24 protein-coding genes and 1 pseudogene are annotated in these 23,724 nt (G+C 70.3%); 15 read left to right on the top strand and 10 right to left on the bottom strand.

Annotation, left to right across the window (positions count from 1 at the left end; all coding sequences use genetic code 11):
* The first annotated feature begins 52 nt into the window (after positions 1–52).
* The 4 genes from IPK81_12630 to IPK81_12645 all read left to right on the top strand — a co-directional run bounded on the left by IPK81_12630 (position 53) and on the right by IPK81_12645 (position 6,004).
* Positions 53–2,665, top strand: a complete 2,613-nt coding sequence (locus IPK81_12630; protein ID QQS10517.1) for a leucine--tRNA ligase — start codon at positions 53–55, stop codon at positions 2,663–2,665.
* A 160-nt stretch (positions 2,666–2,825) separates the two neighbouring features.
* A complete protein-coding gene (locus IPK81_12635; GenBank protein QQS10518.1) occupies positions 2,826–4,196 on the top strand; it encodes a hypothetical protein in 1,371 nt (456 codons plus the stop codon).
* A gap of 114 nt (positions 4,197–4,310) precedes the next feature.
* On the top strand, positions 4,311–4,895 hold the full coding sequence (locus IPK81_12640) for a hypothetical protein (protein ID QQS10519.1): 585 nt from the start codon (positions 4,311–4,313) through the stop codon (positions 4,893–4,895).
* Between the two features lie 35 nt (positions 4,896–4,930).
* Complete coding sequence (locus IPK81_12645) at positions 4,931–6,004, top strand: DNA polymerase III subunit delta (GenBank protein ID QQS10520.1); 1,074 nt, start codon at positions 4,931–4,933, stop codon at positions 6,002–6,004.
* Between the two features lie 12 nt (positions 6,005–6,016).
* Here the strand turns inward: IPK81_12645 and IPK81_12650 are convergent, their stop codons facing one another.
* Positions 6,017–6,733, bottom strand: a complete 717-nt coding sequence (locus tag IPK81_12650) for a haloacid dehalogenase type II (protein ID QQS10521.1) — start codon at positions 6,731–6,733, stop codon at positions 6,017–6,019.
* Between the two features lie 132 nt (positions 6,734–6,865).
* A pseudogene (locus IPK81_12655) lies at positions 6,866–7,735 on the bottom strand (DUF1848 domain-containing protein).
* Positions 7,736–7,975: 240 nt separating this feature from the next.
* On the opposite strand from IPK81_12655, the gene dnaK reads away from it, so the two are divergent.
* From dnaK to IPK81_12690, 7 genes are all read left to right on the top strand, one after another.
* Positions 7,976–9,913 (top strand): molecular chaperone DnaK, encoded by a 1,938-nt coding sequence (gene dnaK / locus IPK81_12660; protein QQS10522.1) that lies wholly within the window; start codon positions 7,976–7,978, stop codon positions 9,911–9,913.
* A 121-nt stretch (positions 9,914–10,034) separates the two neighbouring features.
* The gene (gene dnaJ, locus IPK81_12665) at positions 10,035–11,171 is read left to right on the top strand and encodes a molecular chaperone DnaJ (protein ID QQS10523.1); all 1,137 of its coding nucleotides are present in this window, start codon (positions 10,035–10,037) and stop codon (positions 11,169–11,171) included.
* A gap of 64 nt (positions 11,172–11,235) precedes the next feature.
* Entirely contained in the window at positions 11,236–11,829 is a 594-nt protein-coding gene (locus IPK81_12670) for a DNA-3-methyladenine glycosylase I (GenBank protein QQS10524.1), read from the top strand.
* 222 nt (positions 11,830–12,051) lie between these two features.
* The gene (locus IPK81_12675) at positions 12,052–13,431 is read left to right on the top strand and encodes a hypothetical protein (GenBank protein ID QQS10525.1); all 1,380 of its coding nucleotides are present in this window, start codon (positions 12,052–12,054) and stop codon (positions 13,429–13,431) included.
* Positions 13,432–13,519: 88 nt separating this feature from the next.
* Entirely contained in the window at positions 13,520–14,323 is an 804-nt protein-coding gene (locus IPK81_12680) for a 4-hydroxy-tetrahydrodipicolinate reductase (protein QQS10526.1), read from the top strand.
* Between the two features lie 32 nt (positions 14,324–14,355).
* Positions 14,356–14,898 carry a GNAT family N-acetyltransferase gene (locus tag IPK81_12685; GenBank protein ID QQS10527.1) on the top strand — a complete coding sequence of 181 codons (543 nt, stop codon included), beginning with the start codon at positions 14,356–14,358 and terminating at the stop codon, positions 14,896–14,898.
* Positions 14,895–15,431 (top strand): GNAT family N-acetyltransferase, encoded by a 537-nt coding sequence (locus tag IPK81_12690; protein QQS10528.1) that lies wholly within the window; start codon positions 14,895–14,897, stop codon positions 15,429–15,431. Before IPK81_12685 ends, IPK81_12690 begins: the two co-directional genes overlap by 4 nt.
* Positions 15,432–15,485: 54 nt before the next feature.
* Here IPK81_12690 and IPK81_12695 read toward each other — a convergent pair whose 3' ends face one another.
* The 4 genes from IPK81_12695 to IPK81_12710 are packed head-to-tail and all read right to left on the bottom strand — an operon-like array spanning position 15,486 to position 17,727.
* Entirely contained in the window at positions 15,486–15,803 is a 318-nt protein-coding gene (locus tag IPK81_12695; protein ID QQS10529.1) for a hypothetical protein, read from the bottom strand.
* 41 nt (positions 15,804–15,844) lie between these two features.
* Positions 15,845–16,108 carry a hypothetical protein gene (locus tag IPK81_12700; GenBank protein QQS10530.1) on the bottom strand — a complete coding sequence of 88 codons (264 nt, stop codon included), beginning with the start codon at positions 16,106–16,108 and terminating at the stop codon, positions 15,845–15,847.
* Positions 16,109–16,160: 52 nt separating this feature from the next.
* On the bottom strand, positions 16,161–16,628 hold the full coding sequence (locus IPK81_12705) for a winged helix-turn-helix transcriptional regulator (GenBank protein ID QQS10531.1): 468 nt from the start codon (positions 16,626–16,628) through the stop codon (positions 16,161–16,163).
* Position 16,629: 1 nt separating this feature from the next.
* Positions 16,630–17,727 carry an LLM class flavin-dependent oxidoreductase gene (locus IPK81_12710; protein QQS10532.1) on the bottom strand — a complete coding sequence of 366 codons (1,098 nt, stop codon included), beginning with the start codon at positions 17,725–17,727 and terminating at the stop codon, positions 16,630–16,632.
* A 238-nt stretch (positions 17,728–17,965) separates the two neighbouring features.
* Here IPK81_12710 and IPK81_12715 point away from each other — a divergent pair, with 238 nt between their 5' ends.
* Positions 17,966–18,511 (top strand): carboxymuconolactone decarboxylase family protein, encoded by a 546-nt coding sequence (locus tag IPK81_12715; GenBank protein QQS10533.1) that lies wholly within the window; start codon positions 17,966–17,968, stop codon positions 18,509–18,511.
* Between the two features lie 3 nt (positions 18,512–18,514).
* On the opposite strand, the gene IPK81_12720 is transcribed toward IPK81_12715, so the two are convergent.
* A complete protein-coding gene (locus tag IPK81_12720) occupies positions 18,515–19,417 on the bottom strand; it encodes a transcriptional regulator GcvA (protein QQS10534.1) in 903 nt (300 codons plus the stop codon).
* Positions 19,418–19,529: 112 nt separating this feature from the next.
* Here IPK81_12720 and IPK81_12725 point away from each other — a divergent pair, with 112 nt between their 5' ends.
* Both IPK81_12725 and IPK81_12730 read left to right on the top strand, forming a co-directional pair.
* Positions 19,530–19,736: a hypothetical protein gene (locus IPK81_12725; GenBank protein ID QQS10535.1), complete on the top strand. Its 207-nt coding sequence runs from the start codon at positions 19,530–19,532 to the stop codon at positions 19,734–19,736.
* A gap of 35 nt (positions 19,737–19,771) precedes the next feature.
* On the top strand, positions 19,772–19,981 hold the full coding sequence (locus tag IPK81_12730) for a DUF1127 domain-containing protein (protein ID QQS10536.1): 210 nt from the start codon (positions 19,772–19,774) through the stop codon (positions 19,979–19,981).
* A 10-nt stretch (positions 19,982–19,991) separates the two neighbouring features.
* Here the strand turns inward: IPK81_12730 and IPK81_12735 are convergent, their stop codons facing one another.
* Positions 19,992–20,945: an alpha/beta hydrolase gene (locus IPK81_12735; protein QQS10537.1), complete on the bottom strand. Its 954-nt coding sequence runs from the start codon at positions 20,943–20,945 to the stop codon at positions 19,992–19,994.
* A 26-nt stretch (positions 20,946–20,971) separates the two neighbouring features.
* Positions 20,972–21,919 (bottom strand): alpha/beta hydrolase, encoded by a 948-nt coding sequence (locus IPK81_12740; GenBank protein ID QQS10538.1) that lies wholly within the window; start codon positions 21,917–21,919, stop codon positions 20,972–20,974.
* 130 nt (positions 21,920–22,049) lie between these two features.
* Here IPK81_12740 and IPK81_12745 point away from each other — a divergent pair, with 130 nt between their 5' ends.
* Complete coding sequence (locus tag IPK81_12745) at positions 22,050–23,072, top strand: DUF2333 family protein (protein ID QQS10539.1); 1,023 nt, start codon at positions 22,050–22,052, stop codon at positions 23,070–23,072.
* A 19-nt stretch (positions 23,073–23,091) separates the two neighbouring features.
* Here IPK81_12745 and IPK81_12750 read toward each other — a convergent pair whose 3' ends face one another.
* The gene (locus IPK81_12750; protein ID QQS10540.1) at positions 23,092–23,661 is read right to left on the bottom strand and encodes a GNAT family N-acetyltransferase; all 570 of its coding nucleotides are present in this window, start codon (positions 23,659–23,661) and stop codon (positions 23,092–23,094) included.
* Positions 23,662–23,724: the final 63 nt, after the last annotated feature.

Below are 23,724 nucleotides of genomic sequence, written 5' to 3' on the forward strand. Positions count from 1 at the left end.
GCCGTCAGCGGCAGCGCGCGCGGCGAAATCCGGGCCTTCGGGAGTGGGAATCGTGTCGCAGCCGCCGAGCGCCGCCAGCCGTGCCGAACCGGCGCGCTACAATTTCCGCGAGACGGAGGCGCGTTGGCGCAAGGTCTGGGAGGACCGCCAGACCTTCCGCGCCACCGCCGATCCCTCGCGGCCGAAATACTACGTGCTGGAGATGTTCCCCTATCCGTCGGGGCGCATCCACATGGGCCACGTCCGCAACTACACCCAGGGCGACGTGGTGGCGCGCTACCGCCGCGCCAAGGGCTTCAACGTGCTGCACCCGATGGGCTGGGACGCCTTCGGCCTGCCGGCCGAGAACGCGGCGATGGAGAAGAAGGTCCACCCCAAGAAGTGGACCTACGAGAACATCGCCACGATGAAGGCGCAGCTCAAGTCGATGGGCCTGTCGCTGGACTGGAGCCGCGAGGTCGCGACCTGCGACGCCAGCTACTACCGCCACCAGCAGAAGATGTTCCTCGATTTCTGGAAAGCCGGGCTGGCGTACCGCAAGGAGGCCTGGGTCAACTGGGATCCGGTCGACAACACCGTGCTGGCCAACGAGCAGGTGATCGACGGCAAGGGCTGGCGCACCAACGCGCCGGTCGAGCGCCGCAAGCTGTCGCAGTGGAACCTCAAGATCACGCATTTCGCCGACGAGCTGCTGGCGCGTCTCGACACGATGCCGCGCTGGCCCGAGAAGGTGCGGCTGATGCAGGCCAACTGGATCGGCAAGAGCGAGGGCGCGCGCGTCCACTTCGATCTCGTCGGTCCCGGCGTCGAGCCCGGCGAGAGGCTGGAGATCTTCACCACCCGGCCCGACACGCTGTTCGGCGCCTCGTTCATGGCGATCTCGCCCGACCATCCGCTCGCGGCGCGGCTGGCCAAGGGCGATCCGGCGCTGGCCGATTTCATCGCGGAGTGCCGCAAGACCGGCACCAGCGCGGCCGAGATCGAGACCGCCAAGAAGAAAGGCTACCGCACCGCGCTGACCGTACGCCACGTCGTCAAGGACGGTGAGACCCTGCCGGTCTACGTCGCCAATTTCGTGCTGATGGAATACGGCGCCGGCGCCATCTTCGGCTGTCCGGCGCACGACCAGCGCGACCTGGAGTTCGCCCGCAAGTACGGGCTGAAAGTGATCCCGGTCGTGCTGCCGCCGGGCGCCGACCCGCGCGATTTCACCATCGGCTCGGAGCCCTATGTCGGCGACGGCGCGATCTACAATTCGGGGTTCCTCGACGGCCTCGACGTGCCCGCCGCGAAGAGCGCGATCATCCGCCATCTCGAGGGACGCGGTCTGGGCAAAGGCACGGTGCAGTACCGCCTGCGCGACTGGCTGGTGTCGCGCCAGCGCTACTGGGGCTGTCCGATCCCGGCGATCCATTGCGACGATTGCGGCGTCGTGCCGGTGCCGGACGAGGATCTGCCGGTGACGTTGCCGGACGACGTCGAGTTCGACGCGCCCGGCAATCCGCTCGACCGGCATCCGACCTGGCGGCACGTCGCCTGCCCGTCCTGCGGCAAGGCGGCGCGGCGCGAGACCGACACGTTCGACACCTTCATCGATTCGAGCTGGTACTTCGACCGTTTCACCTCGCCCGGCTCGACGGCCGAGCCCTACGCGCGCGTCGAGCACGAGTACTGGATGCCGGTCGACCAGTACATCGGCGGCGTCGAGCACGCGATCCTGCATCTGCTCTACTCGCGCTTCTGGACCCGGGCGATGCGGGAGGTCGGCATGGCCGGCCGCGACGAGCCGTTCGACGGGCTGTTCACGCAGGGCATGGTCTGCCACGAGACCTACCGCGCGCCCGACGGCGCCTGGCTGTTCCCGGACGAGATCCGGCGCGACGGCGAGCGCGTGACGCGTCTGTCGGACGGCGCGCCGGTGACGGTCGGCCGCTCCGAGAAGATGTCGAAGTCGAAGAAGAACGTCGTCGACCCCGACCAGATCATCCACGACTACGGCGCCGACACCGCGCGCTGGTTCATGCTCAGCGACTCGCCGCCGGAGCGCGATCTCGAGTGGACGGAGGCCGGCGTGGCCGGCGCCTGGCGCTTCCAGCAGCGCCTGCACCGCATGCTCTCGGGCGCGATCGACGGTCTGCCGGCGCGCGGCGCGGCGAAGCCGGCGGCGCTGTCGGACGGCGCCACCGCGCTGCGGCGCGCGGCGCACAAGGCCGCGGCCGGCGTCGGCGAGGACATCGAGCGGTTCCATTTCAACAAGGGCGTGGCCCGGCTCTACGAGCTGGCCAACGCCATCGAGGCGTTCAAGCCGGCCTCGGCCGACGACCGCTGGGCGCTGCGCGAGACGCTGGAGATCTTCGTCCGCCTGATCGGCCCGATGACGCCGCATCTCGGCGAGGAGCTATGGACGCTGCTCGGTGGCGACGGTCTGCTCGCGGACGCGTCGTGGCCGGTCCCCGACCCGGCGCTGCTGGCCGACGACGAGGTCACGGTCGCGGTGCAGGTCAACGGCAAGCTGCGCGCCACGCTCCGGCTGCCCAAGGACTGCGCCAAGGACGCCGCCGAGGCGGCCGCCCTGGACCATGTCGACGTGCGCCGGGCGATGGACGGGAAGTCGCCGCGGAAGGTCGTCGTGGTGCCGAACCGCATCGTCAACGTCGTGCTGTGAGCCGCCCGGCCTACAGACACACGAAGTTAATGTTCAACATCAACACTATATCGTAACCTGACGACAGTCTGACGGAATCTTTGATTTTTTGGCGATCTCATGTAGGATTGTCGGATCGGGCAATTTGAGCCCGCCGACGAATAGTCCACGTGGATTTCCAATGACCGTCTTCACGTACGGATCCGGGTCGGCCACGACCGCGAGCTTCACCGTCGATGTCACGCGCTACGACGAGTCCGGCGCCGCCACCGCGGACACCGTCGCCGGGCGCACCTTCACGAGCCTGTCCGGGCGACTGGGCAACGGCAACAGCACGACGGCCGACACGCTGGTGATGTCCGGCGGCGACGACCTGTTCGCATGGGACGACTACACGACCAGCGCCCCCGGCGGCGCGCTCAACGGAAACGGCGAGTACTACGCGTTCCAGAACAGTTCGCGCACCCGCGCGGTCGAGACGATCCTCGCCGGCAATGGCAACGATCTCGTCAACCTGACCTACGAGGCGTCCGGCCAGACCTACTGGCAATGGGATTCCGCCAATGGCGGCGTCAACGCCAGCATGTACGTCGATGGCGGCGCCGGCGACGACATCATCTGGGGCCACAATCCGGGAGAGCGGCTGTTCGGCGGCGCGGGCGACGACTGGATCGACGGCGGCACGGGCAACGACAGCCTCTACGGCGGCGACGACGACGACTCGCTGGTCGGCGGTGGCGGCAACGACACGCTGTCGGGCGACGCCGGGGCCGACGTCCTGCGCGACACCGCCAACAACAACCTCTTTTATGGCGGCACCGGCGACGATTCGATGTATGGCGGCGCCGGAAACGACACGATGTACGGCGGCGCCGACGACGATTTTCTGACAGTCACCGGCGGCGTGAACACCTTGTTCGGCGACGACGGCAACGATCTCATCATCGGCGGAACCGGCGTCGATTCCGCGTTTGGCGGCGTCGGCACGGACTACCTCTCGGGCGCCGGCGGCGCCGACTACCTCGACGGCGGCGACGACAGCGACGGAATCTGGGGCGGGGCCGCCGCCGACACGGTCTACGGCGGCGCCGGGACGGACTACCTCTACGGCGGCGCCGGCGATGGCGACACGCTCCACGGCGGCGCCGACGCGGATTTCTACTATTTCTCGCGCGACGACGGCCTCGGCGACGTGATCGTCGAGACCTCGGGAACTGGCGACACCATCGTGGCCTTCGGCAGCTTCGCGACGTCGGGCGCCGACTGGTGGGTCGACGGCACGGGCGTGACCGACGGCAATGGCGGCCTGCTCGGCGACGCGCTCGGAGGCGCCGGCGCCAACGTCTCCATCACCTACGGCGCCGGCAACACGTTCACCTTCAGCATCCTCGATTCGGTCGGCGGATCGACCGTGCTGGCGTCGATCTCCGGCGACGCCGATTTCGTGACGCGGATCGTCCTGTGGAACTCCGATAACGTGATACCCGGCCAAACGCAGGAGCTGTTCACCTGGGACGGATCTGCGTTCGTGTTCGCCGGCTACGAGGGCTGACCGCGAAGGGTATCCGCGTACGGATCGATTGCCCGCCGCGCATCCCGGCGTGCTAGGTTCCGGCGGGCGGTCGCGTCGGCGGCGCGCCGGGCGACGGGGACGGGACGACGTTTCGTGCGGTCGAGCAAAGTTGATTCGGGCGATGCCACGCGCTCCAGCTACCGGCGCGTCGCGGCGCGTCTGGTGGCCGCCGGCGTCATGATGGCCGGGCTGGCGGCCTGCGGCTTCGAACCGCTCTATGGCGAGCGCGCCGGAACGCCTCCCGCCGGGCCGTACGCGCAGCCCGAGGGCGTGCGCGGCGATCTCGCCGGGACGCGCGTGGCGATGATCCCGGACCGCCGCGGGCAGTATCTCCGGAACGCGCTCGTCGACCGCCTGAACCCGAACGGCGAGCCGGAGCGGCCGAGCTACTACCTGATGATCCGCCTGCACGAGGAGCAGGAGGCGGTGCTGGTCAAAAGCGACGAGACGTCGACCGCGACGAATCTGCGCCTGGTCGCCGATTTCGAGATCCGCGATCCGCAGGGCGCGGCGCTCACGACCGGCTACAGCCGCGCGATCACGCGGTTCAACACGGTGCAGTCGCAGTACGCCAACATCGAGGGCGAGCGCAACGCGCGCGAGCGCGCGTCGCGCGAGCTGGCCGAGGACATCCGCGCCAAGCTGGCGGTGTTCTACACCCGCCGCCGCGGCCTCTAGCTGCGGCCCCGGCGGCGCGAGGGGGATACCGACACGTGGAGATCAAGGGCGGACAGGCACAGGCGTTCGTGGCCGGCTACGCCCGCAAGCCGGATCCGAAGCTGCGCGTCGCGCTGGTCTACGGCAACGACGAGGGCCTGGTAGCGGAGCGCGCCCGGGCGCTGGCGCAGGCCGTCTGCCCCGACCTGAGCGACGCGTTCCAGGTCGTCGAGCTCGCCGGCGACCGCGTCGAGGACGATCCCGCCCGCCTGCTCGACGAGTTCCAGTCGATCTCGATGCTGGGCGGCCGCCGCGTCGTGCGCGTGCGTCCGGCCGGCGACGGGGTCGCCGATGCCGTCGCGGCGGTGCTCGAGGCGTCGGCCGGCGACGCGCTGGTCGTGGTCGAGGCCGGCAACCTGGCGAAGACCTCGACGTTGCGGCGGCTGGTCGAGGCCGCGCCCGCCGGGGCGGCGATCCCGTGTTTCGAGGACGCCGACGAGGCCATCGCCAAGCTGGTCGATTCCGCGCTCGCCGAGCTCGGCCTGCGGATCGAGCCCGACGCGCGGGAGTACGTCGTCGACAATCTCGGCGGCGACAGGGGCGTCTCGCGCAGCGAGCTCGAGAAACTCGTCCTCTACAAGGGGATTCCGGTCGCCGGCGCGCCGGCCGACGCACGGCTGGTGACGCTTGACGACGCCATGTCCGTGATCGGCGACACCGCCGCGATCCGTCTCGACGACGCCGTCTACGCCGCGTTCTCGGGCGATCCCGGCGCGCTCGACCGGTCGCTGGACCGCGTGCTCGGCGAGGGCGTGGCGCCGGTCGCGGCCGTCCGCGCGTTGCAGCGCCACGCCGACATCCTGCATCGAATCACAGGGCTGGTCGAAGGCGGCGCGCGGGCGGACGACGCTGTCGCCCGGCTGCGGCCGCCGATCCACTACAGCCGCAAGACGCCGCTGCTGGCGCAGTTGCGGTTCTGGTCGCCGCGCTCGGCCGCCGCCGCGCTCGCCTTCATCATGGAGGCGGAGATCGACTGCAAGACGACGGGCATGCCCGACGACGCGATCGCGCGCCGGGTCGCGATGCGCGTCGCCACCGGCGCCCGCGCGATGCGGGCGCGGGCGCGCTGACCCGCGCCGGCGTCAGCAGCCGAGCTTGGCGGCGAGGTCGGTGAAGCTGGCCGCCGGCACGTCGACGCAGGTCGCGTCGGCGGCGAGATCGGTCGTCTGGCCCGGCCCGTGCTCGGTCGGCCGCGGCACGAAGGCGGTCGACAGCCCCTGCGCCTTGGCGGCCTTCAGGTCGCCGTTGTGGGCCGCCACCATCATCACGCGGGCCGGCGCCAGGTCGAGCGAGCGGCAGGCCGCCAGGTAGGCCTCGGGCTGCGGCTTGTAGGCGCGCGCCGTCTCGGCGCCGAGCACGCAATCCCACGGCAGGCCGGCGCGTTTGGCCATGTTCACGATCAGCGCGATGTTGCCGTTCGAGCACGGCGCGATGATGTGCTTGGTCTTCAGCCGCGTCAGGCCCGGTACCGCGTCGGGCCACGGATCGAGCCGGTGCCAGGCGCGGTTCATGTGGTCGATGTCGGCGTCGGACAGACCCTTGAGGCCGTAGCGCCCGACCAGGGTGACGAGGCTCTCGCGGTGCAGGATGTCGAGCGCCGTCCAGCCGCGCCGGCCGCTGCGGCACTCCTCCATCGACGGCTGGTAGAGCTTGCGCCACGCGACCGCGAACGCGACCCAGTCGACCCCGTCGATGCCGCGGGTGCGCGCGAACGCCGCCAGATCGGCGCTGACGCTGCTGCGCCAGTCCACCACCGTGCCGAACACGTCGAAGATGCAGGCTTTGATGTCGAGGGCCATGGAACGCTCCGCCGCGCCGGAAGGATGGGCCGGCATCGTAACGGGGCGCGGCCGCGCGGCAAGGCGCGGCCGGCGCGGGCCGGCCATGCCGGAAGCGCCCCGCCGTCGCGAGGGCCTTCGACCGGCGCCGGCTCAGAGCGTGTCGGAGGCCGGATCGAGCGCCGCGCGCCGCGCCGCCGCGCGGTCGCGGTCGCGCACGGCGTAGCAGTAGACGCAGCCCATCGGGCAGGTGTCGTAGGCGCCGATGTCGCGGCTCTCGGCGCACAGGCAGCCCGGCCTGTTGCCCTTCCGTCGGGCGCCGATCTCGCGGCCGGCGACGTCCGACAGACGCCGGGCGTCGACGCAGCGCGCCGCCGCGAGGCCGTCGACCAGCAGTTCCGGCTGCGCGCACAACGTCGCGGAAAGGCCGTGGTCGCGGGCGATTTCGACGAGCCCGGCGAGCAGCGCCGTCTTCTCGTCGGCGGGCGGGTCGCGCCACGCGAAACCGTGCGCCGCCGCGGCCGCGTCGAGGTTGCGCGTCGTCTTCCGGTAGGGCTGCACGAAGCTCAGCGTCACCTCGTCGACCGACCCCGCGAGAGCCGCCGCCAGCCGGGCGAACGCGGCCCGGTGGGCCTCGGCCGGCATCAGGTCGGTGATCACGATCGGATCGTAGCGCCACACCGCCGCGCGGCGGCCGAACCGCCGTGCGACGGCGCGGATATCGGCCACGGCTTTGTCCGGCGCCGGCGCCTACCGCTCCAGCGCCCGGGGCGCCGACGTGACGGAATGCTGGACCACGAAGGGATGGCCACGCGCCGCCACGGCGTCGAGGCCATCGAGGAACGGGCCGATATTCTTCGTCCAGAACACGAAGCCGTCGACCGCGCCCCGGTCCAGCGCCACGCGCGAGACGCCGCCGCCATAGGGGTTGCGCACCGCCGCCCAGCCGGCCGCCAGCCGGTTCAGGAACCACGCGCCGTGGAAGGCCGGGATGTCGGTGCGGTAGGAGGCAGAGACGATCATGGCGCGGGCGAGTCTACCCCGGTGGCGGGCGGCCGCCACGCGCCGCCGCGGTCCCCGGAAGGCTGCCGCGCAAAAATGCGGTCCTTTTCATTGGCGCGCCGGTTGCGGGGGCGCCACGCCCCCCTATATAGCCCTTGTCGCGCACGGGTTTATCTCCGTGCATTGATACATCCAACTCCAGGGGACCGCCCCGGTGCCGACAGGGCCGGACGGGTCCGCCGAAGAAGAGAGAGGCAAGACATGTCCAAAGTCATTGGCATCGATCTCGGCACCACCAACTCCTGCGTCGCCATCATGGAAGGCGGCGACCCGCGGGTGATCGAGAATTCCGAGGGCGCCCGCACCACGCCGTCGATGGTCGCGTTCGCCGATTCCGGCGAGCGTCTGGTCGGCCAGGCTGCCAAGCGCCAGGCCGTCACCAACCCGACGAAGACGCTCTACGCGGTCAAGCGCCTGATCGGCCGCCGCTTCGACGACCCGATGGTCCAGAAGGAGATCGGGCTGGCCCCGTTCAAGATCGTCAAGGGCCCGAGCGGCGACGCCTGGGTCGAGATCGAGGGCAAGCAGTACAGCCCGAGCCAGATGTCGGCCTTCATCCTGATGAAGATGAAGGAGACGGCCGAGTCGTATCTCGGCGAGCCCGTCACGCAGGCCGTCATCACCGTGCCGGCGTACTTCAACGACGCCCAGCGCCAGGCCACCAAGGACGCCGGCAAGATCGCCGGCCTCGACGTGCTGCGCATCATCAACGAGCCGACGGCGGCGGCGCTGGCCTACGGCATGGACAAGAAGAAGTCCGGCCTGATCGCGGTCTACGACCTCGGCGGCGGCACGTTCGACGTGTCGGTGCTGGAGATCGGCGACGGCGTGTTCGAGGTCAAGTCCACCAACGGCGACACCTTCCTCGGCGGCGAGGACTTCGACGTCCGCGTCATCGGCTACCTCGCCGACGAGTTCAAGAAGGACAACGGCATCGACCTGCGCAAGGACAAGCTGGCGCTGCAGCGGCTGAAGGAGGCCGCCGAGAAGGCGAAGATCGAGCTGTCGTCCAGCAAGGAGACCGAGATCAACCTGCCGTTCATCACCGCCGACGCGGCGGGGCCGAAGCACCTCGTCATCAAGCTCTCGCGCGCCAAGCTCGAGGCCCTGGTCGACGATCTCGTGCAGCGCACGCTCGAGCCCTGCAAAGCGGCGCTCAAGGACGCCGGCGTGAAGGCCAGCGAGATCGACGAGATCATCCTGGTCGGCGGCATGACGCGGATGCCGAAGGTCGTCGAGACGGTGAAGCAGTTCTTCGGCAAGGAGCCGGCGCGCAACGTGAACCCCGACGAGGTCGTGGCGATCGGCGCCGGCGTGCAGGGCGCCGTGCTCAAGGGTGAGGTCAAGGACGTCCTGCTGCTCGACGTGACGCCGCTGTCGCTCGGCATCGAGACGCTGGGCGGCGTGTTCACGCGCCTGATCGACCGCAACACCACGATCCCGACCAAGAAGAGCCAGGTGTTCTCGACCGCGGACGACAGCCAGACGGCGGTGACCATCCGGGTCTTCCAGGGCGAGCGCGAGATGGCGCAGGACAACAAGCTGCTGGGCCAGTTCGACCTGGTCGGCATCCCGCCGGCGCCGCGCGGCGTGCCGCAGATCGAGGTCACGTTCGACATCGACGCCAACGGCATCGTCCACGTCACCGCCAAGGACAAGGCCACCGGCAAGGAGCAGCAGATCCGCATCCAGGCCTCGGGCGGCCTGAGCGAGGCCGAGATCCAGAAGATGGTGAAGGAGGCCGAGGCCAACGCCGCCGAGGACAAGAAGAAGCGCGACCTGGTCGACACGCGCAATCAGGCCGAGAGCCTGGTGCACGCGACCCAGAAGAACCTCGAGGAGCACGGCGAGAAGGTGCCGGCCGCCGACAAGGCGGCGATCGAGGGCGCGATGGAGGCGTTGAAGGCGGTGATGGCCGGCGACGACGCCGAGGACATCAAGTCCAAGACCAACGCGCTGGCGCAGGCGGCGATGAAGCTGGGCGAGGCCATGTACAAGGCCCAGCAGACCGACGCGGCGGCGGCGGGCGCGGCCACGGCGGAAGCGCCGGCTGGCGGCGCCGCCAACAAGGACGGTAAGGTGGTCGACGCCGATTTCGAGGACGTCACCGACAAGAACCGCAAGAGCGGCGCCGCCTGACCGGCGCCCGGAGATAGCCCCCGTCCCTCCGCCGTGACGCGCTGGAGGGACGGGGGTTCGACGCGTTTGAGGACCAGCCGCGGCGGCGCCTGAGGGGCCGCCCGGCCAACGGGGCGCTGGCATGGCCCAGGATTTTTACGAGCTGCTCGGCGTCGCGCGCACCGCCAGCGCCGACGACATCAAGAAGTCGTACCGCAAGCTGGCGATGAAGTTCCATCCCGACCGGAATCCGGGGGACAAGGAAGCCGAGAAGAAATTCAAGGAGATCAGCCACGCCTACGACGTCCTGAAGGACGAGCAGAAGCGCGCCGCCTACGACCGCTTCGGGGCCGCCGCCTTCGAGGGCGGCGCCGGCCCCAACGGCCCCGGCGGCGGTCCGTTCGGCGGCGGTGGCGCGGGCTTCGATTTCAGCGACATCTTCGAGGAGATGTTCGGTCGCGGCGGCGGCGGCCGCGGCGGCGCCAGCGGTCCGGCGCGCGGCGCCGACCTGCGCTACAACCTCGAGATCTCGCTCGAGGACGCCTACGCCGGCTGCGACACCAACATCCGCGTGCCCAGCTCGGTGCAGTGCGACACCTGCCACGGCAGCGGCGCCGAGGCCGGATCGAAGCCGGTCACCTGCGGCACCTGCCAGGGCCGCGGCAAGGTCCGCATGCAGCAGGGTTTCTTCACCATCGAGCGCACCTGCCCGACCTGCCACGGCGCCGGCCAGAAGATCGAGAAGCCGTGCCGCGCCTGCGCCGGCCAGGGCCGCGTACGGCGAGACAAGACGTTGAACGTCAAGATCCCGCCCGGCGTCGAGGACGGCACCCGCATCCGGCTCGGCGCCGAGGGCGAGGCCGGCGCCCGCGGCGGCCCGCCCGGCGACCTCTACGTGTTCCTGTCGCTGCGCAAGCACCGCTTCTACGAGCGCGATGGCGCCGACCTGACCTGCCGCGTGCCGATCAGCATGGTGCAGGCCGCGCTGGGCGGCTCGATCGAGGTGCCGACGCTCGACGGCAAGGCGGCGCGCATCACGGTGCCGGCCGGCACCCAGTCCGGCCACCAGTTCCGGCTGCGCGGCAAGGGCATGACGGTGCTGCGCTCGACCCAGAAGGGCGACCTCTACATCGAGACCGTGATCGAGACGCCGGTGAACCTGACGTCGAAGCAGAAGGAGCTGTTGAAGGAGTTCGAGGCCGCCGGCGCGGGCAAGGACACCTCGCCGCAATCCGAGGGCTTCTTCAACAAGGTCAAGGAGATGTTCGGCGGCGACTGATCGCCGGGCCGTTTCCCGCGCCGCCGCCGGTTGACCGGCCGCCGGCGCCGCGCCACCGTCGCGCATGGTCTGGAAACACGATCTCGTCCACCACGGCGACGGCCGGCCGCGCTGCGGCTGGCTCTCCGACGATCCGCTTTACACCGCCTACCACGATGAGGAGTGGGGCCGGCCGCACCGCGATGCCAACGCCCTGTTCGAGCTGCTGATCCTCGAGGGTTGCCAGGCCGGGCTGTCGTGGATCACGGTGCTGCGCAAACGCGAGCGCTACCGCAAGGTCTACGCCGGCTTCGATCCCGCCAAGGTCGCGCGCTTCACGCCGGCCAAGCTGGAGAAGCTGGTGGCCGATCCTGGCATCGTGCGCCACCGCGGCAAGATCGACGCCAGCGTGTCGAACGCGCGCGCCTGGCTGAAGCTCGCGGAGCGCGAGGATCCCGTCGATTTCCTGTGGTCGTTCACCGGCGGCGCGTCGCTGGTGCGCCGACCGAAGACGCTGCGTGACGTGCCGGCGGTGACGCCCGAGAGCGCGGCGATGTCGAAGGCGCTGGCCAAACTCGGCTTCCGCTTCGTCGGCCCGACGATCTGCTACGCCTTCATGCAGGCCACCGGCATGGTCGACGACCATGTGGTGGGGTGCCATCGCCACGTCGCGCGCTGAGAAGCCGACCGGGAAGCGGGCGCGGCCACGCTGTGGTTTTCCGGCAACATCGGTGATTCGCGTTTCGCCCTCAACGGGTTGAGCGGCGTCGCGGTTCATCGCGCGACGCTGTCAACGCCGGTGCGACTGTAGGATAGTTTCCGCGTCACGCTCGCGAAGTGACCGCGCCGACGCCGCCCCGACCGGGCGGCGTTTTTCGTTTCCGACATCGATGGACCATCCATGACCCAGCCTCGCGACCGCGGGCGCGGCCCGTTCGCGCCCGCCGATTCGTCCGATCCGACCACCGGCCAGCGCGATCCGTGGTTCTTCGATCCGCCGGCGGCCGCGTCGCGCGAGAGCGCGGGCGTCGAGACAGGCGGCCCGCCCTACGACGGCGGCGTTCCCATCGCGCCGGTGGGTGCCGCCGATCCAGACGACGGCATGACGCCGAGCGAGCGCTTCTACGTCCGCGCCCAGAACCTGCGCCGCGAGGCCCGCGAGATTGACCGCGCGATGCAGTCGGTGGCGAGGATGGGACGGGCGTTGAACGGCCAGTCCGCTGGTCACTTCCGAAGGGAGAGAGACCGCCTGGAAGCGGAAGCGTCGGCGGCGGAAGAGCGGTCGCGCGTTTTCGGGCCGTCGCAGACAGACGACTCAGCGTTCGATCCGGATCGCTCGATCCATCTGGCGGGTAAGAAGGAGATTCTTGAAAAAGCGGCCAAATGGGTTTGGCGTGCGATCAACGGACGAACCACAGCGGCAGAGCCACTTCCGCCCTTGCCGCCAACGCCGATTCCCACACCTACGAAGCCGGTTCCGCCGCCTCACATCCCACCTCCGCCATTCAAGCTGCCGCCGTTCCCTGCGGACCAGCCGCGCTGGCCGACCTCGCCGGTGCCGTTCCCCGCGGAGCAAGCGAAGCCGACGATTCTCGACAACACGCCTCCCAGAATCGAACCAAATGCGGGGCTGGGCTCGTCGTTCGAGATCGACATCTCGCGACTACCGCGCGTTGTGGAGTTGGACTCGCCGGCGGCGTTCGAGAGTCTCGTCGCTCATGCAACGTCGGTCTACTCTGGGATGCTCGCCGCGAGCGTCAGCGGCCGCGTTACCAATCCGGGAGGTCGACGCGGATCACGAGCTGTCAGATGGTACAATGAGACCATTCTCGCGGCCTGTGAGCAGGTCGCCATGGAACTTGGCGTTGCCGGCTCGTTCCGAGCGCTAACAAAAGTGCTGGCCGAGCAGCGCGGGCGGGACGAAACCCACGAGGCAAACGCGCCCGGGCCGACCGGAACTATGAAGGACGGTAGCTACGTAGACGGTGCATTCGAGATCGACGGACGATGGTACGTGTACAGCACGTCGAGCCTGACCAAAGCCCGGTTGCAGATCACGAAGGACGAGATCGATAAGTTCAAGCGGGCGATCAGGAACTTCGGAAGGCTCAACCCAAACATTCGCGGCGTCCATATTCCCAAGCCCGAGGATTTCGATCCGGATAGTGAGGTGGATCAAAGGAGGTTGTACCGCCTCGCCGTAGCGGCGTGCCGGAGGCTCATCGGGCAGACCGAGGAGGAATTGAGGGAGGAAATGGAGAACCGATCGCCGAATCGATAGTCTCACTTCTCATTCTCCTTCGTAATCTGGCGAGGATGACGGGCTCGGCCCCGTGTCGTAGAACCCTCCCGAACCGGGAGACCTCGTCATGGACATCGCGATCACGGGCGCCGGCGGGCGCATGGGGCAGATGCTGGTGCGCCAGGTGGCGAAGACGCCGGGCGCCCGGTTGGTGGCGGCCACCGAGGCGCCGGGCGGCAACCTGCTGGGCCGCGACGCGGGCGAGAACGCCGGCGTCGATCGGCTCGGCGTCGCGCTGTCCTCGGACGCGTCGGCGGCCATCGGTCTGGCGAAGGCCGTGATCGACTTCACCGTGCCGGCCGCCACGGTGGCGCACGCCGCGGTCGCGGCGTCGAAGGGCGTCGCCATGGTGATCGGCACCACCGGCCTGTCGCCCGATCAGGCCAAGGCGATCGAGGCGGCGGCGGCCAAGGTGCCGGTCGTGTGGTCGGCCAACATGTCGCTGGGCGTCAACATCCTGCTGGCGCTGGTCGAGCGCACCGCGGCGCTGCTCGACGCCGACTACGACATCGACATCCTCGAGATGCACCACCGCCACAAGATCGACGCGCCCTCCGGCACGGCGCTGGCGCTGGGCCGCGCGGCGGCGTCGGGCCGCGCCGTGGCGCTGGAGAAGGTCTGGCGCAAGTCGCGCGACGGGCACACCGGCGCGCGGCCATTGGGCGAGATCGGCTTCGCCACCTTGCGCGGCGGCGACGAGGTCGGCTTCCACACCGTGATGTACGCCGGAGTCGGCGAGCGTCTGGAGCTGACCCACCGCGCCTTCAGCCGCGAGATCTACGCCAACGGCGCCGTCCGCGCGGCGCGCTGGACCGAGGGCCGCGCGCCCGGGCTCTACACCATGAAGGACGTGCTGGGACTGGCGGGCTGAGGCGGCGGACGACGACGGGCCACGCGGGCGCCATGACCACTCTGACGACCGGGCGGCTGATCCTGCGGCCGCTGATCGACGCCGACGCGCCGGCCTACGCCGCCATGCGCTACCACCCCGACGTCGCACGCTGGCTGGCGCCGGCGACGGGCGACGCGGGCGACGCCGCCCTGGCGATGATCGCGTATTTCGCGGAATGCCGCGCCAAGGACGGCCATGCGCCTTGGGGTATGTTCCTCAAGACCGCCGATGGCCGCGAGGGGCGGTTGATCGGGCAGGGCGGTCTGCGCGTGATCCCGGAGTTCGACGGCCGCACCGAGCTGCTCTACGCCGTGCATCCCGACGTTCATGGCAAAGGCTACGCCAGCGAGATGGGCCGCGCCACGCTGCGCCACGGGTTCGAGGACCGCGGCCTCGATCTGGTCTTCGCCATCACCAGGCCGGACAACGCCGCCTCGCGCGCCGTCATGGCGCGGCTGGGCATGCGCCATACGCGCGCGGTCGTCTACAAGGGCATCGACGCGGTCTGGTACGAGATCGACGCAGCGACGTGGCGCGCCGGCGTATCGCCATGAGCGCCGATCCGCGACCCTCCCTGCGCACGGCGCGATTGCTGCTGCGGCCCTTCGTCGAGAGCGACGCCGGGGACTACGCTGCGCTGCGCTACCACCCCGCCGTCGACGCCTGGCTGATGCCGGCGCCGGCCGACCACGCCGTGGCGGCGCAGCGCGCGCAGATCGCCGAGTACGACCAGCGCTGGACCGCGCATGGCTGCGCGCCGTGGGCCGTGGTCGAGATCGCGGGCGGCCGGCTGGTCGGGCATTGCGGCCTGCGCCGCCTCGACGAGCTCGATCTCGTCGACATGATCTGGACCATGCACCCCGACACCCAGGGCAAGGGCTACGCCAAGGAGGCGGCCGCGGCGGCGCTGGTGTGGGGCTTCGCCAACCTGCCGGTGCCGCGGCTCGGCGCGTTGATCCGCCCCGACAACGCCCGTTCGCAATCGGTGGCGCGCTCGCTCGGCATGACCGTCGAGCGCCGCGTCGAGCGCCGCCCCGGCCAATGGCGCGACATCTGGGTCGTGGCGCGACCCGGCGGCGTCATCTGAATCGCATCCCGCGCCGCCGGGACGCGACCGCCATTACGAGCGCCGCGAGGCGCCCTACGTGTTCGACCAGAGGCGGGTCGTGTAGGCGCCGTCGATGCCGGAATCGATCTGGGCCGCGAGGGCGTCGTCGCCGCCGATCTTCGGCGCGATGATCCTGCCGAACGACACGCGGCCCGGCGCCGGCCACGCCGCCGGATCCCACAGCTTGGCGCGCAGGATCGAGCGGGCGCAGTGGAAGTAGCTGTGCTTGATCCGTATCCGCGTGGCCAGCAGCGCCGGCTTGCCCAGCGAACTCAGCGACGCGACGAGATCGGCGTCGTCGTAGACCTCCGCCGTGCCGGAGACGCGCAGCGTCTCGCCGGTCGCCGGCACCAGCGCGATCAGGCCGATCCGGCCGTTGGCGATGATGTTGGTCAGGCCGAAGGCAGGTTGTTGCCGGCGCGCTCCGGGATCAGCAGGGTGCGCGGATCCTCGACGCGGATGAAGCCCGGTTCGTCGCCCTTGGGCGAGACCTCGATGGTGCCGTCGGCGTTCGTGGTGGCCACCAGCGCGAAGGGGCAGCGCCCCAGGAACGCGATGGACTGCTCGTCCAGCTCGGGCAGGATCTTGGTGAAGGTCCGCTCGTTCGGCGGCTTCACGACCTTGCGGAGATCGTCGACGGTGTCGAGGCGGGCCATGGAGCGCTCCCGGATTCGCGATGCGCCACCATCGGCGAGGTCGCGGCGCGATTCAACCGCGTCGCGCGGCGGGTCTTGCCGGACCGTCGGCGGCGAGCCCGTCCATGTTGACGTAGAGCCGGCGCAGCAGGCGTTTGAGCGTCGCGACGTCGCGGTCCGACAGGCCGGCCACGGCGACGCGTTCGTAGCGCTCGGCGATCGGGATCACGCGCCGCGTCAGCGTCCGGCCGGCACTGGTCAGACTGAGGGTCACGACGCGGCCGTCGCCGCCGGTTCGGCTGCGCTCGACAAGCTTGCGGCGCTGCAGCCCGTCGAGCGCCCGCGACAGGGTCGACACCTCGATGCTGGTGCGCGCCGCCAGCTCGCCCACGGTCTGGCCGTCGCGGTCGGTCAGCGCCGCCAGCGCGCGCCACATCTGCAGCGTGATGCCGAAGCCGCGGACGTCCGCGCTGAACGCCGCGGCGATGCGCGCGCCGGCGCGGTTCAGCAGGTAGGGGACGTAGTCGTCGAGCGGCAGCACGTCAGGCGGCCGTCTCGAGCGTCAGCTTCGTGTGCGAGCCTTCGAAGGCAGGCGCGACCTCCTGCATGAAGCGCTGCATCTGCTCCTTCACCAGCGCGTGCGGCTTGGCGCCGTAGTTGAAGTACAGGATCACCTCGGCGATGCCGGCGGCCTCGACCGCCTTGAGGTCCTCCACGATCTTGGCCGGCGGACCGACCAGGATCGACTTGCTGGTGAGCTTCTCCGGGCGCATGTCGCGCAACAGCTCGACGATCTCGACGAAGTACTTGTAGGTCGGCGGCACCTTCTCGCCCGACGACGAGGGGAACGCCGCGATCAGCGCGTCGTGGAAGTAGCGGATCAGCGCCTCGCGGCCGTAGGCCTCCTCGGCCGGCGTCGAGGCGATGTGCACGAAGTAGGAGCACATCGCGCGCCGCGCCGGGCGCTTGTGCGCCCTCTCGCAGGTCTCGCGGTAGGCGCGCGTCGCGTCGGCCAGCGAGCCGTAGACCATCGCCGCGGCGAAGGGGGCGTAGATCACGTTCCAGTCGTTACGCGCCGCCAACTCCATCGACGGGCGCGAGAAGCAGGCGACGTAGGGCCGCAGCGGCCTTTGCGCCGGGCGCGGCCGGATCTCGACGTCGTCGAAGCTGTAGAACCTGCCCTTGTGCGACCACTTCCCCGGCTCGGTCCAGGCGCGCCACAGGATCTCCAGCCCCTCCGCGAACAGCTCGGCGGACTCCTCGAACGGCGCCTGGAACGGCTCGTACTCCTTGCGGTCGTAGCCGCGGCCGGCGGCGAAATCAACCCGTCCGCCCGACAGCAGGTCGAGCGTCGCCCATTCCTCCGCCACGTGCAGAGGATGGTGCACCGGCAGCAGCGTCACGGCCGGGGCCAGCCGGATGCGCTTCGTCGCGCCGGCGATCATCGACAGGATGGTCAGCGGTGAGGCGTTGACGCCCAGCAGGTTGAAATGGTGTTCCCCGATCCACGCCGAGTTCATGCCGATCCGCTCGGCCCATAGCGCCTCGGCGTAGATATCGCGCACGAACGTCTCGGCGTCGCGCGGGTTGGCCGGGTAGCGGTTATCGCTGAGCGTGAAGTATCCGAAATCCAGCGCCATGGCGTCCTCCCTCGTCCTTCCCGCCGATCCTGCGCCGCCGTCCATATATTTGCAAATGCAAATAGATTGTCGACCCGGAACGTGGACCCGCCATTCCGTCAGCCCGAGCGTGGCGAGGGGTCCGCACCTCGCTGCGGGGATCCCTCGCCACGCTCGGGCTGACGGATGCGGATGGCGCCTCCACGCCGCCGGGATATGCTCCAGGCTGGCCTGTCATCGGAAACTTGGAGACCCACCCATGGCCCGCATCCGCTACGTCGCGCCCGAGGAGCTGGCGCCGGCCGACAAGGACGTGATCTGGCGCGACCGGCCGATCTACCGGGCGCTGGCGAACAGCCTCGACGGCGCCCGCGCCTTCAACGGCATCGCCCGCTGGATCCGGTTCAAGAGCAAGCTCGACGGCCGGCTGCGCGAGCTGGTGATCCTGCAGATCGGCTACGTCGCCAAGTCGGCCTACGAATGGGCGCACCACATCGAGATCGGCCGCGAGTTCGGGGTCGGCGACGCCGACATCGACGCGCTGATCCAGGAATCGAAGGGCGGCACGAGCGCGCTGCCGCCGTTCGAGCGCGCCCTGCTGCGCGCGGCGCGCGAGATCGAGCTGGACCGCCGCGTGTCCGACGAGGCGTTCGCGGCGTTGCGGGAGCGGCTCGACGACGAGCTGATCGTCGAGTTCACGCTGTTCGCGACGTTCTACTGCGCCGTCGTTCGCACGCTGCTGACGCTCGAGATCGACCTGGAACCGGAGCTGCTGCCGCTGCTGCGGCGCTTCCCGCTGGAGTGACCGTCAGCTCGAGCCGGCCTCGCGCACGACGGTGTCGCGCAGCCAGCCGACGAACGCCTTGATCTTGGGCCGGCGCAGCCGCTCGGCCGGCGCGACCACGTAGTAGGCGCTGTCGCTCGGCAGCTTGACGTCGAACGGCGCCACCAGCCTGCCGGCCTTGATGTCGTTCTCGACCAGCGGACGGTGGCCGATCAGCACGCCGAGCCCGTCGGTCGCCGCCTGGATCGCCGCCAGCGCGAGGTCGAAGCGCAGGCCGCGGGAGGGATCGACGCCTTTGACGCCGGCGGCGGTGAGCCACACCTGCCAGTCGTCGCGGAACTGCTGCACGTGCAGCAGGGTGCGGCTCTTGAGGTCGGACGGCTTGCGGATGGCGTTCGGCCCCTTGAGCAGCGCCGGGCTGCACACCGGGAAGATGTCCTCCGCGACAAGACGCTCGGCGTGCAGCCCGGCCCAGTGGCCGTGGCCGTAGCGGATGCCGAGATCGATGTCGTCGCGCGAGAAATCGACCAGCGAGGTGTTGGTCGAGATGCGCACGTCGATGTCGGGATGCTCCTGCTGGAACGCGCCCAGCCGCGGCACCAGCCACTTGGTCGCGAACGACGCGGTCGTCGTGACGGTGAGCGGCCTGCTGGCGTCCTTCTTCAGCAGCTTCTCGGTGGCGTCGTGCAGCAGGTCGAAGGCCTGGCGGATGCCCGGCAGATAGGACTGCCCCGCCTCGCTGAGCAGGATCTCGCGGTTACGGCGCACGAACAGCTTGAGGCCCAGCCGGCTCTCGAGGCCGCGGATCTGGTGGCTGACGGCGGCCTGGGTGACGGCCAGCTCCTCCGCCGCGCTGGTGAACGACAGGTGCCGCGCGGCGGCCTCGAAGGCCCGCAGACCGTTGAGGGAGGGCAGGGAACGGCGCATTCCGGGACTCCGGCTGGATGAGATTTCCTTATCTTGGCTCGACGCAACGTCGTTTGTAAAAGCACCCATCCGGACGCAGATTGGCCGCACCAAATGACGAAAGGAGACTCAAATGACCAGAACGACGGCAGGGTCTTTCAGCCGATTTCGGACAGATAATCTCATCCGATTCGATGATCGCCTGGCGCTCGAGGCGGCCGCCCGCCGCGAACGCGCCCGCCAGATCGCGGCGCTGGTCGCCGCCGGCACGGCCGGACTGCGCCGCCGGATGGCGGCGCTCCGCCGGCACCCCGCGCAGTCGGTCGGCCATCCGGCCTGACCACGGCGAATCCACACCTCTCCAAGGAGACGACCATGACCACGACCCATTTCACCGCCGCCGACGTCCGCGACCACTCGACGGAGTCGATCCTCTCGCGGGTGCCCGGCACCCTGGCCCTGTGGCGGCGCCGCGCCGTCGAACGGGCGCAGCTCGCCACGCTGGGCGAGCGCGACGCCCGCGACCTGGGCATCGACCCCGGCCAGATCGCGTACGAGGCCAACAAGCCGTTCTGGAAGGCCTGACCGCGGCCGCTCACTCGGCGCGGTCGACCAGAGCCTCCCTGAGCGCCGCCGCGGCCATCGAGATGCCGCGGCGGGCGCCATGGAGCAGGGCGGCCGAGCCGAAGAAGCCGTGGATCATGCCTCCGAACTCGACGTAGTCCACGGTGGCGCCGTCGTCCCGCATCCGGGCGGCGTAGGCGCGGCCCTCGTCGCGCAGCGGATCGAAGCCGGCGGTGATCACCAGCGCCGGGCAGACGCCCGCAAGGGACGCCGCGCGTAGCGGCGCCGCCCGCCAGTCCCAGCGGTCGGCGGGATTCGGCACGTAGAGATCGATGAACCATTGCATCGCCGCACGGCTCAGCCCGTAGCCCTCGGCGAAGCGCGCGTAGGACGCGCTGGTGGTGACGCACTCCGTCACGGGATACGTCAGAAGCTGGAACCGGAGGTTCGACATGTCGCGGTCGCGCGCCCACAGCGCCGCCGCCGCCGCCAGATTGGCGCCGGCGCTGTCGCCGCCGATCGCCAGCAGATGCGGATCGACGCCGAGCTCCTCGCCATGCTCGCCGATCCACGCCAGCGCCGCGACCGAATCGTCGAACCCTGCCGGGAAGGGATGCTCCGGCGCCAGCCGGTAGTCGACCGAGACCACCCCGATGCCGGCCTCCAACGACAGACGCGCCGCCGTGCTGTCGTGGGTGTCGAGGTCGCCGATCACCCAGCCGCCGCCATGCAGGTAGATCAGAGCCGGCAGCAGCGCCTTGGGCGACTCGGCCGCCGGCCGGTAGAGGCGCACCGCCATCGGGCCTCCCGGTCCCGGGATCGACGTGTCGCGCGTCACGACTCCTTCCGGCCGCGGCCCGCCGGTGACGATCCGCGTCTCGCGGAACTCCTTGCGCGCCGCGACGGGACCGACGTTCTGCCACGGCGGCCTACCGGCTGCGGCCGCCATTTCGAGCATCCGTTGGACCTCTGGATCGAGCGCCATCGTGGTCTCCGTCGTCGGATGGATCGTCAGCCGCCGGTCAGCGCCTCGCGCACCGCGCGGCCGGCCATCGCCAGCGCGCGGCGCGCCTGCGGCAGCGGCCCGGGCATGCCGAAGAAGCCGTGGATCAGGGAGCTGAAATCGATCTGCTCGACCACGACGCCGTCATGCGCGAGGCGCCGGGCGTAGGCGACGCCCTCGTCGCGCAGCGGATCGAACCCGGCCGTGAACACCATCGCCGGCGGCAGGTTCGCGAGGGTGCGCGCCCGCAGCGGCGAGACGCGCCAGTCGTCGCGGTCGGCGGCGTTGGGCACGTAGTGGTCGTAGAACCACCGCATCGCCTCGGTGGTCAGCAGATAGCCCTTGGCGTTCCGCGCCATCGAGCCGGTGTCGGCCAGGGCGTCGACGGCGGGATAGATCAGGAGCTGGAAACCGACCGTGACGCCGCCCCGGTCGCGGGCCATCAGCGCCACCACGGCGGCGAGATTGCCGCCGGCGCTGTCGCCGCCGACCGCGACCTTCGATCCGTCGACGCCGATCGCGCCGGCGTTGCGCGCCACCCAGCACGTCGCCGCCCAGCAATCGTCGACCGCCGCCGGGAAAGCGTGCTCCGGCGCCAGCCGGTAGTCGACCGACACCACGACGATGTCGCCCTCGGCCGCGAGCCGCTGGCAGACGGTGTGGTGGGTCTCGATGTCGCCGATCACCCAGCCGCCGCCGTGGAAGTAGACGAGCGCCGGCAGGGCGGCGTCGGCGGCGGCCGATTTCGGCCGGTAGATCCGCACGGGTATCTCGCCCGCCGGCCCGGGGATCGTCCGGTCGGTCGAGGCGACGGTGTCGAGGACCGGGCCCTGCACCGGCGCGCGGGTGTCGCGCATCATCTTGCGCGCGTCCACCGGCGCCATCGTGTGCAGTTCCGGCCGGCCGGCGGCCGCGGCGGCGTCGAGCAGTTTGCGGACGATCGGGTCCAGCGCCATGTCGTCTCTCTCCCCGGAGGTCTTCGGTTTCCCGATCATGGCCGCGCCGATGGACGTGGCGCAACGCCCCGATGCTCCCCATATGCGGGAACGTGCTACGCTGCCCGACGATACGTCGCCGCGAGGACGCATGACTTTCGATCCCGATCCGCCCCTGCCGCCCGCAGCCAGACAGCCGTGGTGGCGTCGCGCGCTGGCGTGGCGCCCGAGCCTCGGCGGTCTGCGCGCCGTGACGTCGCTGCGGTGGCTGCCTGGCCGCTGGGCGGTGGTCGTCCTGGTCGCGATACCGCTGCTGTATTTCGGCGGCGGCGCGCTCTACTACCACAAGATCGACGCCAATCCCGACTACACCGGCCCGACGACGGCGGCCGGCGAGAGCCGGGCCGTCGCGATGGTCGCCAACCTGATCACGCGCGAGGTCGACGTCCACCGTTGGACGCCGAGCGATCCGTTCTTCATGCCGACAGCGCTGCTCGACAACATGCCGAACTTCCAGCGCGGCATGGTCACGGCGCTGGCGCGCCTCACCGTGGAGATGCGCGACCAGCTCAGCCGCACCCGCGGCTCGAGCCCGGTCGATCCCGACCTCGAGAAGGCCGCCAGCCTCCTGAACTACCAGCCGAACGTCTTCATCTGGAACCCCAGCGTCTCGATCTGGCCGAGCGCGACCTCGGCGCAGCAGTACCGCGGCGCGCGCACCGCGCTGATCGCGTTCAACAAGCGGCTGGCTGCGGGGGAGGCGACGTTCGACCGCCGCTCGGACAATCTGCGCGCCCTGCTCGAGCGCATGGCCAACGACATCGGCGGCACCTCGGCGCTGATCGACCGGCAGATCACCGAGCACGGCGGCGACATCCTCGATTTCCACGCCGACGACGTGTTCTACACGGCCAAAGGGCAGATCTACGTCTACTACATGGTCCTGCGCGAGATCGGCGTCGACTTCCAGAACGTGCAGCGCGAGCGCGATCTGGCGACCGCGTGGCAGCGCCTGCTGGCGACGTTCCGGACCGCGGCCACGCTTCAACCGTGGATCGTGTCCAACGGCGCGCCCGACTCGCAGCTCCTGCCCAGCCACCTCGCGGCCCAGGGTTTCTACCTGCTGCGCGCGCGCACCCAGCTGCGCGAGATGGTCGACATCCTGCAGAAATAGCCCGGCGACGGCGCGCCGCTCATGGGACCGTCAGCCGCACGCGCTGCTTGCCCTTCGGCCGGCGCGCCACCGTCTTGAAGCCGGCGCGCGCGAACAGCGACTCGACGCCGGTGAACACGAAGGCCGGTGGCGCCTTGTGGCCGGCCGGCACCTTCGACGGATAACCCTCGATGACGACGGCGCCGCGCCTGCGCAGCGTCGCGACCGCGAACTCCAGCAGCGCGCCGGCGACGCCCTTCTCGCGCCATTCCGGCTTGATGAAGAAGCAGGGGATGGACCACACGTCGGCGGCGTCGTCGCACGCCATCGACGGCGAGCGGTCGAGCTTGATGAAATCGCGGCGGCGGTCGAACGACACCCAGCCGACCGGCTCGGCGCCGGCGTAGGCCAGCGCGCCGTGCGCCTTGCCGTCGAGCACCAGCTTGCGGAAGCGCCGCTTGTTCGGCGGGCCCTTCACGTCGGGCCATCTCTCGCCCTTCTCCAGCCGCCACGCCATGCACCAGCAGCCGGCGCAGGCGCCCTTCGGCCCGAACAACGCCTCGAGGTCCGGCCACAGCGCGGGCGTCAGCTCGCGGCAGACGATGTTCATCTCCGGCCTCCGGTCGCGGTTCGATCACACCGGCGCCATGATAAGCTGGCCGGCGCGTGATCG

Source organism: Rhodospirillales bacterium, assembly GCA_016699855.1.
GTDB lineage: Bacteria > Pseudomonadota > Alphaproteobacteria > Reyranellales > Reyranellaceae.